The 12,345-nt window shown below is 66.8% G+C and carries 9 protein-coding genes; 5 read left to right on the top strand and 4 right to left on the bottom strand.

Annotated elements, in window-relative coordinates:
• Positions 1 to 18: 18 nt before the first annotated feature.
• Positions 19 to 1,302, bottom strand: a complete 1,284-nt coding sequence (gene eno, locus MWN34_RS12125) for a phosphopyruvate hydratase (RefSeq protein WP_247029556.1) — start codon at positions 1,300 to 1,302, stop codon at positions 19 to 21.
• Positions 1,303 to 1,424: 122 nt separating this feature from the next.
• Here eno and queF point away from each other — a divergent pair, with 122 nt between their 5' ends.
• Positions 1,425 to 1,886, top strand: a complete 462-nt coding sequence (gene queF / locus MWN34_RS12120) for a preQ(1) synthase (RefSeq protein ID WP_247029554.1) — start codon at positions 1,425 to 1,427, stop codon at positions 1,884 to 1,886.
• A gap of 231 nt (positions 1,887 to 2,117) precedes the next feature.
• Here queF and glmS read toward each other — a convergent pair whose 3' ends face one another.
• On the bottom strand, positions 2,118 to 3,944 hold the full coding sequence (gene glmS, locus MWN34_RS12115) for a glutamine--fructose-6-phosphate transaminase (isomerizing) (protein WP_247029552.1): 1,827 nt from the start codon (positions 3,942 to 3,944) through the stop codon (positions 2,118 to 2,120).
• Positions 3,945 to 4,023: 79 nt separating this feature from the next.
• Complete coding sequence (glmU, locus tag MWN34_RS12110) at positions 4,024 to 5,406, bottom strand: bifunctional UDP-N-acetylglucosamine diphosphorylase/glucosamine-1-phosphate N-acetyltransferase GlmU (RefSeq protein ID WP_247029551.1); 1,383 nt, start codon at positions 5,404 to 5,406, stop codon at positions 4,024 to 4,026.
• A 393-nt stretch (positions 5,407 to 5,799) separates the two neighbouring features.
• Here glmU and MWN34_RS12105 point away from each other — a divergent pair, with 393 nt between their 5' ends.
• On the top strand, positions 5,800 to 6,714 hold the full coding sequence (locus MWN34_RS12105; protein ID WP_247029549.1) for a DMT family transporter: 915 nt from the start codon (positions 5,800 to 5,802) through the stop codon (positions 6,712 to 6,714).
• A gap of 68 nt (positions 6,715 to 6,782) precedes the next feature.
• Positions 6,783 to 7,160: a hypothetical protein gene (locus MWN34_RS12100; RefSeq protein WP_247029547.1), complete on the top strand. Its 378-nt coding sequence runs from the start codon at positions 6,783 to 6,785 to the stop codon at positions 7,158 to 7,160.
• Here the strand turns inward: MWN34_RS12100 and MWN34_RS12095 are convergent.
• Positions 7,123 to 8,742, bottom strand: a complete 1,620-nt coding sequence (locus MWN34_RS12095; RefSeq protein ID WP_247029545.1) for a glycoside hydrolase family 17 protein — start codon at positions 8,740 to 8,742, stop codon at positions 7,123 to 7,125. The genes MWN34_RS12100 and MWN34_RS12095 overlap by 38 nt on opposite strands.
• Before the next feature lie 266 nt (positions 8,743 to 9,008).
• On the opposite strand from MWN34_RS12095, the gene MWN34_RS12090 reads away from it, so the two are divergent.
• Together MWN34_RS12090 and MWN34_RS12085 are read left to right on the top strand one after the other, a co-directional pair.
• A complete protein-coding gene (locus tag MWN34_RS12090) occupies positions 9,009 to 9,488 on the top strand; it encodes a hypothetical protein (protein WP_425532101.1) in 480 nt (159 codons plus the stop codon).
• Between the two features lie 196 nt (positions 9,489 to 9,684).
• Complete coding sequence (locus MWN34_RS12085; RefSeq protein ID WP_247029541.1) at positions 9,685 to 12,312, top strand: glycosyltransferase; 2,628 nt, start codon at positions 9,685 to 9,687, stop codon at positions 12,310 to 12,312.
• The last annotated feature ends 33 nt before the right edge of the window (positions 12,313 to 12,345 follow it).

Here is a 12,345-nt window from a genome sequence, read left to right as displayed (position 1 = left end):
GGAATGTGCGGCCGGCGCTCAGCGCAGCGCCTTCAGCGCCGCGCGGCCGGCATAGATGGCCTGCGGGCCGAGCTCGTCCTCGATGCGCAGAAGCTGATTGTACTTCGCGGTGCGGTCGGAGCGGGCCAGCGAGCCGGTCTTGATCTGCCCGCAATTGGTGGCGACCGCGAGGTCGGCGATGGTCGAATCCTCGGTCTCGCCCGAGCGGTGCGACATCACCGCGGTGTAGCCGGCCTTGTGGGCCATCTCGACCGCGTTCAGCGTCTCGGTGAGCGAGCCGATCTGGTTGACCTTCACCAGGATGGAGTTCGCCACGCCCTGGTTGATGCCGGCCGAGAGGCGCTCCACATTGGTGACGAACAGATCGTCGCCGACCAGCTGGCACTTGGAGCCGATGGTGTCGGTGAGCAGCTTCCAGCCTGCCCAGTCGTCCTCGGCCATGCCATCCTCGATCGAGACGATGGGATAGCGTGCCACGAGGTCGGCGAGATACGCCACCTGATCCTCGATCGAGCGCACCACGCCTTCGCCTTCATAGTCGTATTTGCCGTTCTTGAAGAACTCGGTCGAGGCGCAGTCGAGGCCGATATAGACGTCCTCGCCGGGCTTGTAGCCAGCCGCCTCGATGGCCTTCGTCACGAAGCCCAGCGCCGCGTCGGCGGACGGCAGGTTCGGCGCGAAGCCGCCCTCGTCGCCCACATTGGTGTTGTGGCCGGCGTCCTTGAGCGCCTTCTTCAGCGTGTGGAAGATCTCCGCACCGGTGCGCAGCGCATCCGCAAAGCTCTCCGCACCCGCCGGGAGGATCATGAATTCCTGGAAGTCGATCGGGTTGTGGGCATGGGCGCCGCCATTCACGATGTTCATCATCGGAACCGGCAGGATGCGGGCATTGACGCCGCCGACATAGCGGTAGAGCGGCAGCTCGCGCGCCGCCGCCGCCGCCTTGGCGATGGCGAGCGAGACGCCGAGAATGGCGTTGGCGCCGAGACGCGCCTTGTTCGGCGTGCCGTCGAGGTCGATCAGCACATGGTCGAGCGCCACCTGATCCTCGGCATCCATGCCGCCGATGGCGTCGAAGATCTCGGTGTTCACCGCCTCGACCGCCTTGATGACGCCCTTGCCGAGATAGCGGCTCTTGTCGCCGTCGCGCAGCTCGACCGCCTCATGGGCGCCGGTGGAAGCTCCCGAGGGAACGGCGGCGCGGCCCTTGGAGCCGTCCTCGAGCACGACATCGACCTCGACGGTCGGATTGCCGCGGCTGTCCAGGATTTCACGCGCGATGATATCGACGATGGCAGTCATGTCTCTCGGCTCCCTGATGGCCCGATCTCACGTTCCGGCGCTTCTAGCCGAGCCCCATGACATGCGAAAGAGGTGCCGGACGCCAGAGGCGCACTAAAACACCATCCGTCGGAGACGAACGCATGAACGGATACGCAGATTCCACCCTGCAGCTCGGTCACGAAAGCCGGCTTCCCGCCTCGCCGGAGGAGGCAGTGCTGGACCGCGTGCCCAATCCGCAGGCGGACACGCTCTATGTCGCACGCTTCACCTGCCCGGAATTCACCTCGCTCTGCCCGGTGACCGGACAGCCGGACTTCGCCCATCTCGTCATCGATTACGTGCCGAAGGACTGGCTCGTCGAATCGAAGTCGCTGAAGCTCTATCTCGGCAGCTTCCGCAACCACGGCGCCTTCCATGAGGACTGCACCGTCGCGGTCGGCCGCCGGCTCGCGGAGCTGCTCGAACCGGTCTTCCTGCGCATCGGCGGCTACTGGTATCCGCGCGGCGGCATCCCCATCGACGTGTTCTGGCAGAGCGGGCCGGTGCCGGACGGCATCTGGCTGCCGGACCAGGGCGTGCCGGCCTATCGTGGCCGGGGCTGAGACACGTTTATCATTTGCCGGCTATCTTAACGATAAAAACGTTCGAGAATATGGATCTGAAAGATCCGCCAACATCGCTTGCGAGCTTTCATTTCCTGCGTGTGTGCACGACCAATAGCCAGCTATTAACGTTTCGTTAAGATTAACAACTCACCTCGCCGCAACGAAAAATGGCCGGGACGAACCCGGCCACTCTCGCAATCCGACAGGTGACGAAACCCGCCTCCCCGCTCACTCCACGGTGACGGATTTGGCAAGGTTCCTCGGCTGGTCGACATCCGTGCCCATGTGAACGGCGGTGTGATAGGCGAGAAGCTGGATCGGCAGCGCATAGACCAGCGGGGTGATGGCCGGGTGCATGTCGGGCATCACCAGCGTCGCCTCGGTGGGAAGCGCCGCCTGCTTCGCGCCGCTGGCATCGGTGATGAGCACGATCCGCCCACCGCGCGCAGCGACCTCCTGCATGTTCGACATGGTCTTGTCGAACACCGCGTCGTGCGGAGCGATGACCACGACCGGCATGTTCTCGTCGATCAGCGCGATCGGCCCATGCTTCAGTTCACCCGCCGCATAACCTTCCGCGTGGATGTAGCTGATTTCCTTGAGCTTCAGCGCGCCTTCCAGCGCCAGCGGATAGGAGGTCCCGCGACCCAGATACAGCACGTCGCGTGTCTTGGCGAAGGTGCGGGCCAGCGTCTCGATCTCGTCGGAAAGGCCCAGCGCCTCGTTCATCAGGCGCGGCACCTCGGTCAGCGCGCCGACCAGCGCCCGCTCCTCCTCCGCCGAAACGGTGCCGCGCGCCCGGCCCGCAGCGACCGCGATGGCGCAGAGCGTGGCGAGCTGGCAGGTGAAGGCCTTGGTGGAGGCCACGCCGATTTCCGGCCCGGCGAGCGTCGGCATCACCGCGTCGCTCTCGCGGGCGATGGTGGAAGTCGCGACATTGACGACCGCGAGCACGCTCTGGTCCTCGTCGCGGGCGTAGCGCAGAGAAGCGAGCGTGTCCGCCGTCTCGCCGGACTGCGAGATGACGATGGTCAGCCCGTTATCGCCAAGCGGGGCCTCGCGGTAGCGGAACTCGGAGGCGACATCGATCTCCACCGGCAGGCGCGCATAGCGCTCGAACCAGTATTTGGCGATGAGGCCGGCATAATAGGCCGTGCCGCAGGCGGCAATGGAAATGCGCTCCAGTCGCGCAAAGTCGATCGTCACATCCCCCGGCAGATGCACCGTCTCGTTCGCCATGTCGAGATAGTGGCCGAGCGTCTGCGCCACCACGGTCGGCTGCTCGTGGATTTCCTTCGCCATGAAATGACGATGGTTGCCCTTCTCGATCATCAGGCTCGTGGCCGCGGTCTTCTGGATCTCACGGCGCACCGGCCGGTTGGCGGCATTGCGGATATCCGCGCGGTCATGGTGCAGCACGGCCCAGTCGCCGTCGTCGAGATAGGCGATGCGGTCGGTGAAAGGCGCGAGCGCGATAGCGTCCGAGCCGAGGAACATCTCGCCGTCGCCATAGCCGACCGCGAGCGGACTGCCGCGGCGGGCGCCGATCATCAGGTCCTCGTCGCCGTCGAACAGGAAGGCGAGCGCGAAGGCGCCCTTGAGCTTCGGCAGGGTCGCGGCCACGGCATCGGCCGGGGTGCGGCCCTCGCGCAGTTCGCGGCTGACAAGGTGGGCGACGACCTCGGTGTCGGTCTCGCTCTCGAAATTGCACCCCGTTCCGCCGAGTTCCTCGCGCAACTCGCGGAAATTCTCGATGATGCCGTTATGGACCACTGCCACCTGCGTGGTGGCATGGGGATGGGCGTTGGCGACGCTGGGGCGGCCATGAGTCGCCCAGCGGGTGTGGCCGATGCCGATGCGCCCCTTCAGCGGCTGGCCCAGCAGCAACGCCTCGAGATTGCGCAGCTTGCCTTCCGCGCGGCGGCGATCCATGCGACCGCCCTCCAGCGTGGCGATGCCCGCCGAATCATAGCCCCGATATTCGAGGCGCTTGAGAGACTCGACCAGACGGTCCGCAACGGGCGCATCGCTCACGATGCCGATGATGCCACACATGGTCTGTGCGCCAGCTCCTGTCAGAATCCGATGAAGTTACGCGGACAGGATTTAACCGACCGTCACCTCACATCCGAAATCACTTCGGATGTCCTTTCGTGTCTTCCTTCTTGGGCGAAAGTCCGGCCGAAAGTCGGGCACGAAGACGACTTGCGAAACCTTCCTTGTTCACCTGCCGGGCACGGGCAACGGCAAGAGCATCTGCCGGAACGTCATCGGTGATCACCCCGCCGGTCGCGGTATAGGCGCCGTCGCCGACCGTGACGGGTGCGACCAGCAGCGTGTTGGTGCCGATGAACACGTCGGAGCCGATCGTGGTGCGGTGCTTGGCGAAGCCGTCATAATTGCATGTGATCGAGCCGGCGCCGATGTTGGTGTTCGTGCCGACCGTCGAATCTCCGATATAGGACAAGTGGTTGACCTTGGTTCCGGCACCGAGCTGCGCGGCCTTGATCTCCACGAAATTGCCGATATGGACCCCCTCCCCCAGCACCGCGCCGGGCCGCAGGCGGGCGAAGGGGCCGACCGTCGCACCGCGCCCTACACGGGCGCCCTCGATATGACTGAAGGCCCGGATGGTGACGTCGTCCTCCACGATCACCTTCGGCCCGAACACCACATTCGGCTCGATCACGACATCGCGACCGAGCTTCGTGTCCGGGGAAAGGAACACGGTTTCGGGCGCAACGAGCGTCGCGCCGGCCGCCATTGCGGCGGCACGGAGGCGCTGCTGCAGAATTGCCTCGGCCTGGGCGAGCTGGGCACGGGTGTTGACCCCCGCCACCTCCTGCGCATCCGCCTCCACCACCACGGCGTCGCGGCCGAGCGAACGGGCGATGGCCACGGCATCGGTGAGATAGAATTCCTTCTTCGCATTGGCGTCGTCGATCCGCTCCAGCAGGTCGAGCACGATCCGGCCGTCGAACGCCATCAGCCCGGCATTGCAGAGCGCCACCTTGCGCTCCTCGTCGCTGGCGTCCTTCTCCTCGCGGATGGCGGCAAGCGCGCCGCCTTCGGTGAGCAGGCGGCCATAGCCGGTCGGGTCTTCCGGGCGGAAGCCGAGCACGACCACGCCGGCGCCCTGCGCCAGCGGGGCGCGCAGCGCGGCGATGGTTTCGGGGCGCACCAGCGGAGTGTCGCCATACATCACCACCACATCGTCGGCGCCTGCTTCCAGTGCGGCGCGGGCGGCGAGCACGGCATGAGCGGTGCCGAGCCGCTCGGCCTGCACGAAGACGTCGACGCCCGTCCCTTCCGGCGCGGCGGCGCGGGCCTCGCGGGCGACGTCTTCGCGCTCCGGCCCGACCACGACCGCGATGCGGCCGGCCTCGGCGTTGCCGGCAGTCGCCATCACATGGCCCACCATGGAGCGGCCGGCCACCTTGTGCAGCACCTTGGGCAGGCGGGAGGCCATGCGGGTGCCCTCGCCGGCGGCGAGCACGATGACGAGAAGCTGGCGCATCGGAACCTCTGGGTTGTCCGGCCTGAAGACCGGCCGCGTGTTTAGCCCGCGCCGCGCCCGGGTGGAAGAGCGCGCCCCGGCAGGCCATCCACGCAAGCCGGACCCACCGCGGACGCCAGACTGCCGCGGGACGCCAGCCACACCGAGGGACGCGAGGCCGGCTGCGGACGCATCGTGTTTTCTTCTCGCGAATCCGTATCCGCCCACCACGAAAATGATCTACGCTGATCCAAGCGTCGCACGGCACGCGCACGGCCGCGCCCCTCACCTCTCTGTCCAGACATTCCGATGCCATCCGACGCCACACTCACGCGCCCGGCCCCGACCGCTGCCGCCGCTTCGCCTGCCTCTCCGGCCACGCCTTGCGCCCCGCAGCCCGTCCGGCTCTCGCCGTTGCGGCGGCCGCTCATCCTGCTGGCACTGCTGGCGACGCCGCTGTTCTTCACCAGCAACATCATCGTGGGGCGCAGCGTCGGGGGCGTGATCGCGCCGTGGCAGCTCGCCTTCTGGCGGTGGTTCTTCGCGCTCGCCATCCTGCTGCCGATCGCCCTGCCCTCGCTGATTCGCCATCGCGCGGTGCTGACGGCACAGTGGAAGACCATCGTGCTGATGGGCTTCATCGTCATGGTGCTCTGCGGCGGCAACTCCTATTGGGGCCTCGAATACACCACGGCGACCAATGCGACGCTGATCTATGCGAGTTCCAACATCATGGTGGTGGTGCTCGATGCGATCGTGATGCGTCAGCGGCTGCCGCTGCTGCGCATCCTCGGCGCCATCGCCGGCTTCAGCGGCATCGTGCTGATCACGCTGCAGGGCGAGCCGGGGCGCCTGCTGCATCTCTCCTTCAACATCGGCGATCTCGCCTTCCTCGCCGGCGCGATCTCGTGGGCGTTCTACGCGCTGATGCTGCGCGACGGCCCCCTGGTGCGGATCGGCCCGGTGCCGACCTTCGCCGCCACCAACATCGCCGGGCTGATCCTGCTGGCGCCCTTCGCGCTGGCGGAACATTTCTTCGGCACGCGCCCAGGCCCGGTGGGGTTCGAAGCGTGGAGCGCGGTCGCCTTCCTCGCCACCATCCCCTCCGTCGCGGTGTTCCTGATGTTCCAGTACTGCACGCGCGAGGCCGGGCCGACCATCACCGCGATGTTCGGCTACCTCATGCCGGTCTATGGCGTGGTGCTGGCCGCGCTGCTGCTGGGTGAGCGGCTGCACGGCTTCCATGCGGCGGGCTTCGTGCTCATTCTCGGCGGCGTCATCCTCGCCACCCGGCCGCCCCGCCTGCCGCGCCCGCCCGCATCAGGCTGAGGGAAACATTGCCGTCGCGCCGCGTTCGTGCCAATCGAAGGACGAATGCCGTCATCGGGAGACGAGATGTGAGCACCCGCACCTTCCTGCCCGGCCCCCGCATCAGTAACCTCGTCGTCGCGCTCGGCGTGGGCGCGCTCGGCTGGGCGACCTATCTGCGCTATGGCGTGCTGGAGCAGTCCGCGGTGGGGCAAGCTTGTGCCTCGGTCGTCACCGGCACCTGCCGGGTGCGGGCGGCCACGCTTTCGCTGATCGAGGTTTCCGCCTTCGGGATCGCCGCGCTCATCCTCGCAGCGCTCCACCTCGTCCGGCCCTCGGTGTCGCTGTTCACCCTGGCGCTGATGGCGAGCGCGATGGGCGTCGTTTTCTACAACGCCAACACCGCGGGTCTCGCCATCGGCCTTCTTCTCATTTCGTTTGCCAGGTCGTGGCGCGCGCCAGCCTGAGCAGCGCGAGGCCGAACAGCACCAGCAGCGTCCCGGTCCACAGCGCCTGCCAGTTGGCGAGGCGCTCGTTGACGATGACGAACAGCCCCGCGAGCGCGAAGAACCCGCCGGCGATCCAGTCGGCATGACGCTCCCCGCCCGCCGGACGCGGCTGCGCAACGAAGGCATAGGCGGCAAGGCCGACGAGGATCGGCGTCAGGCCGGCGAACTCGAAGTCCCGATAGCGCGGATCGAACACCAACCCCGCCGTGATCTGCGCCGCCAGCACCAGAGCCGCCACCTGGAGGAACGCGACCGCCCGCTCGACACAGCTCGCCGCGCGCCGCGCGGTGGGCTCCAGCGCGGTGACGAGCCCAACCTGCCGGGCACCGGCGCCGATGCCGTAGGTGGTCACGAGCGGAACGGCGAGCGCGAGAAGCAGCATCACGATGCCGCGCACCCACAGCCCCCAGTCGCGGCTCTGCACCGGCACCAGCGCGAAGGCCCAGCCGATGCCGATGCCCGAGGCGAAGGCGAGGAAGGCGACCGCCCCCCATTGCCGGCACGAGAGCGGCAGCCCGCGACGATCCACCCCCCGCACCGCGGCGCCGAAGATCAGTGCGGCGAAGACGATGCCGGCCAGCGCTTGTCGCAGCCAATGGGGATGGTTCGACACCGCGTCGCCCCAGCCGAACTTGAAGTCGCGGGAATAGGCGTCGAGGAACCCCCAATAGCCGCCCACCGTGCCTTCCAGCGCACGCTTCCACGGTTGGTCGAAGGCCTCGACCACGTTCACCCGGTAATTGTGCTCCTTGGCGAGCGCCAGAAGCTGCTGAATGACCTTCGCCTGGTTGGAGGCGGACGGCTCGGCCCCCTCGCGCATCCGCCCCTCGCTCGGCCAGCCGGTCTCCCCGATCAGGATGTCCTTGCCGGCGAACACCGTTCCGACATGGTCGCGGATCTCGGCGATGTGGGCGGCGGCCTTGTCGGCGGAAACCGGGATGTCCTCCCAGAAGGGAAGGATGTGCACAGTGACGAAATCGACATCCTTGGCGAGATCGCGGTTGCGCTCCCAGAACTCCCACACGTCTGCATAGGTCACCGGCATGCCGGACGTCTCGCGCACCTGCCGGATGGTCTGGGCGAGGTCGGTGGCGGAAAGTTCGCCGCGCAGCAGCACCTCATTGCCGACGATGAGCGCCTTCACGACATCACGATTTTCCGTCGCGGCCTTGATGCCGTGCTCGATCTCGATCGCGTTCTTGTCCTTCTCCCGGCCGAGCCAGATGCCCTGCAGCACGGTAAGGCCATGCTTGCGCGCCAGCGCGGGCACGACGTCGAGCCCCATCTCGGTGGAATAGGTGCGCACGCACTGGGTGATCTTGGCGAGATGGGCGAAATCGTCGTCGATCTGCTCGGGCGGAATGTGCAGCCCCGCCATGAACGGCGACTGGCCGGGACGGAAAGGCGCATAGGAGACGCAGGGCAGCTTCTCCCCCGCGGCGAGCGGCGACGGCGGGGCCGGAACCGCGGCACCGAGCCACGCCCAGGCGGCGAGGATCGCCGCGAATACGAGACCGGCGAGCGCGAAAGGCAGGCGCATGCGGGAAAACTCCCCATCTGGTCAGGACGGGACACAAGCCCGCCGCGAAGGTCCACCGCGCCGCATAGCCGTGCAATACGGCGCTGTGAAGAGGGCAGTTGCATCGAGGTGCGATCCGCCTCTGCCGCGCCGCGCGGAATACCTATCATGCCCGGACTGCATGAGACCTGTGCACAAGATGATAGGGGCGCCGTCATGCTGACAAAATCGGCAGTTTCTCCTAAAGTCAGGCTCCACACAGTCCTCTGGTGCGTGACGTATTTCCCATGGCTTGTTCCGTACGTGTCCTGGCCGCTCTCCTCATGAGCGGATTCCTTCTCGCGACGGCCGGCGCCCTTCCGGCCTCGGCGCAGTCCACCACCGGCGATCAGAAGCCGGCGGAGCAGACCCCGGAGCAGCAGGCCAAGGAGGCCCAGCGCCGGTCCATCGAGGAATATGCCGAAGCCGCAAAGCTTCCGGGCAATGCCGGGCTTCCCGAATGCGTGTGGAGCGGCAGGCGGATCGCCATGCTGCTCTGGCGCGACGACATCGACACCGCCCGCCGGCACATGGAGCTCTATGAGCGCTTCGGCTGCCCGACCGAGCACCTGAAGATCGCCTTTCGCTGCCTGGTGCGGCAGGGCAATCTCGACCCCAAGGCACAGGAAAAGCTCTCCGAGCGCGTCCATGCCTGCTGGGTGAATCCCGACGCGCCGCCTCCGGCTCCGCCGGCAGCGGCCACCCCTGCCCCTGCCGCAGCGCAGTGATATCACCCCGCAGCCGCGAGGGCGTCACGCGCTCGCCACAAGCGGGGAACAAATACAGGGGCACGAGCGTTCTGGGCACATTCGCGACGATCGGGCGCACACGTTTTGAGCGCGCCTAAATCCTCGGCTATGCTGCATACGCGTTCGTTGTGTATTATCGCTTTCTCGTTTTCACTCCATCCTGTGGGTTAAGTCCATGCGCCCCGCCGTCCGTGTCGCGGCCGCTGTCATCGCGGTGGTCACGTCCGTGCATGCCTTCATGTGGCTCGCTCTCCGTGAAGAGACGCAGGCTCCTGCCGTGCCGGACCGCTTCCAGAGCATGTCCTTCGCGCCCTATGCGCGCGATGCCAATCCCGACAAGGGCGAGGGAACGACCGAGGAGCAGATCCGCAAGGATGTGGACGCGGTCGCGCCCTACACCCATGCGATCCGCACCTACGCCTCGACCGGCGGCCTCGAGATGGTTCCCCGCGTCGCCGCGGAAAAGGGCCTGAAGGTCACCGTCGGCGCGTGGCTCGACGAGAACGAGGACCGCAACAAGCGCGAGGTCGCCAACGCGGTCGATGCGGCGAAGAAGAATTCCAACGTCATCGGTATCGTGGTCGGCAACGAGTCGATCCTGCGCGCCGAGCGCACCCCCGAGCAGCTCATCAACACCATCCGTGAGGTGAAGCGGGAGGTGAACGTACCGGTGACCACGGGCGAGACCTGGGACGTATGGCTCGACCATCCCGAGCTTGCCTCGGCCGTTGACTACATCGCCGCCCACATTCTGCCCTATTGGGAAGGCGTTCCGGCCAGCCAGGTCGTGGAGCGCTCCATCGAGATCTATGACCGCCTTCGCGCCGCCTATCCCGGCAAGCGCATCGTGATCGCCGAGTTCGGCTGGCCGAGCGCCGGCTACAACCGCGACGCCGCGGTCCCGGGCGAGGATATCCAGGCAAAGGTCATCCGCACCTTCGCAGCGCGCGCCGATGCGCTCGGCATCGACTACAATCTGATCGAAGCGTTCGACGCACCCTGGAAGAGCTTCGAAGGCAGCGTCGGCCAGTATTGGGGCATGCTCGACGCCAACCGGCACCTGAAATTCCCGCTGTCGGGCCCGCTCACCCCCGCGACCTATTCCGCGACGGCGGCCATCGCCCTTCTGCTCGGCATCGCCTTCTCGCTGCCGCTGTTCCGCTTCGCCCGTCTCACCGTGCCGCAGGCGGCGGTCATGTCGGCGGCGGCCAATCTCGTGGGCTACTGGATCGCGACGGTCACCGACCACTGGCTCACCCATTACGTCGTGGGCGGCAACAAGGTGACTTTCGTCATCTCGCTGGTGTTGCTTGTGCCGCTCGTCATCGTGATGATGTACCGCGTCGAGGAACTGGCCACGATCGCCTTCGGCCAGAGCCCGCGCCGTCTGCTGCGTGGCTCGCATCCGATGCCGGCGCGCACCCCGAAGGTGTCGATCCACATCCCGGCCTATAAAGAGCCGCCAGAGATGCTGAAGCAGACGCTGGACGGCGTGGCGCGGCTCGACTGGCCGAACCTCGAATGCATCGTCATCATCAACAACACCCCGGATCCAGCGTTCTGGGAGCCCATCCAGGAGCACTGCAAACTGCTGGGTGACCGGTTCAAGTTCCTGAACCTGCCGAAGATCGAGGGCTTCAAGGCCGGCGCGCTCCGCGTCGCCATGGAGCACACCGCGCCCGACGCCGAGATCATCGGCATCATCGATGCCGACTACGTCGTCAGCCAGGACTGGCTGCGCGATCTGGTGCCGGTGTTCGAGGATCCCACCGTCGGCATCGTGCAGGCGCCGCAGGATCACCGCGAGCCGCAGGCCACCCTGCTGCACGAGGCGATGAACACCGAATATGCCGGCTTCTTCGACATCGGCATGGTCCAGCGCAACGAGCATGACGCCATCGTCGTGCACGGCACCATGTGCCTGATGCGCCGCGCCGCCATGATGGAAGCGGGCGACTGGTCGAGCGACACGATCTGCGAGGACACCGATCTGGGTCTCTCGATCATCGAACTCGGCTGGAAGAGTCACTACACCAACAAGCGCTATGGCTGGGGCTTGCTGCCGGACGACTTCGCCTCGTTCAAGAAGCAGCGCCATCGCTGGGCCTATGGCGGCATGCAGATCGTGAAGAAGCACTGGCGCCGCATGCTGCCGGGCCACACCCGCCTGACCAATGCCCAGCGCCGCGAATTCACCATCGGCTGGGTGAGCTGGCTCGGCTCCGAAAGCGTGGGAGCGCTGGTCGCCATCCTCTCGCTGCTGTGGGTGCCCTTCGTGCTCGGCTTCGGCATCGCGGTGCCGCAGCGCATCCTCACCGTGCCGATCATCTTCTGCTTCGGCATCTATGTGCTGCACTTCTGCGCGCTGTACCGGCTGCGCGTCGCCACCACGCCGCTGCGCATGATCGGCGCCGCCGTCGCGGCCATGGCGGTGCAGTTCACGGTCGCCAAGGCGGTCTATGACGGGTTCCGCTACAAGGACCTCGCCTTCGCCCGCACCGCCAAGGGTTCCTGGCTGGCCGGCGCCGCCCGCGCCTTCCCGGCCCTGCCGGAAGCGATCGTCGGCGGCGGGCTCATGCTCTCGGCCATCGGCTTGCGCGTCACCAACTGGCACCACGTGACGGAGATCGACCTCTTCGCTTTCGCGCTCGCGGTGCAGTCCCTGCCCTTCGTGGCCGCTGCAGTCATCGGCTGGCTGGAAGGCTCGACCTACAACAACATCGCCACCTGGATCGGGCTGCGCAATCGTGTCACCGCGCTTCTGCCCGTCCGTGGCGAGCGGGCTCCTGCGGTCACCGACTGATCAGCCCCCGGCATACGAAACGCCCGGACCTCG

It is taken from the genome of Ancylobacter crimeensis (genome assembly GCF_023016805.1).
Lineage (GTDB): Bacteria > Pseudomonadota > Alphaproteobacteria > Rhizobiales > Xanthobacteraceae > Ancylobacter > Ancylobacter crimeensis.
Note: the sequence above shows the minus strand (reverse complement) of the source record. Positions and strands in the feature narration are given on the sequence as shown.

What these genes read in the sequence shown, in the direction of transcription:
- glmU (WP_247029551.1), bottom strand. Translation starts at nt 5,406, where the DNA reads ATGCGCCAGCTTCTCGTCATCGTGCTCGCCGCCGGCGAGGGCACCCGC.
- glmS (WP_247029552.1), bottom strand. Translation starts at nt 3,944, where the DNA reads ATGTGTGGCATCATCGGCATCGTGAGCGATGCGCCCGTTGCGGACCGT.
- MWN34_RS12090 (WP_425532101.1), top strand. Translation starts at nt 9,009, where the DNA reads ATGGCTTGTTCCGTACGTGTCCTGGCCGCTCTCCTCATGAGCGGATTC.
- MWN34_RS12085 (WP_247029541.1), top strand. Translation starts at nt 9,685, where the DNA reads ATGCGCCCCGCCGTCCGTGTCGCGGCCGCTGTCATCGCGGTGGTCACG.
- eno (WP_247029556.1), bottom strand. Translation starts at nt 1,302, where the DNA reads ATGACTGCCATCGTCGATATCATCGCGCGTGAAATCCTGGACAGCCGC.
- queF (WP_247029554.1), top strand. Translation starts at nt 1,425, where the DNA reads ATGAACGGATACGCAGATTCCACCCTGCAGCTCGGTCACGAAAGCCGG.
- MWN34_RS12095 (WP_247029545.1), bottom strand. Translation starts at nt 8,742, where the DNA reads ATGCGCCTGCCTTTCGCGCTCGCCGGTCTCGTATTCGCGGCGATCCTC.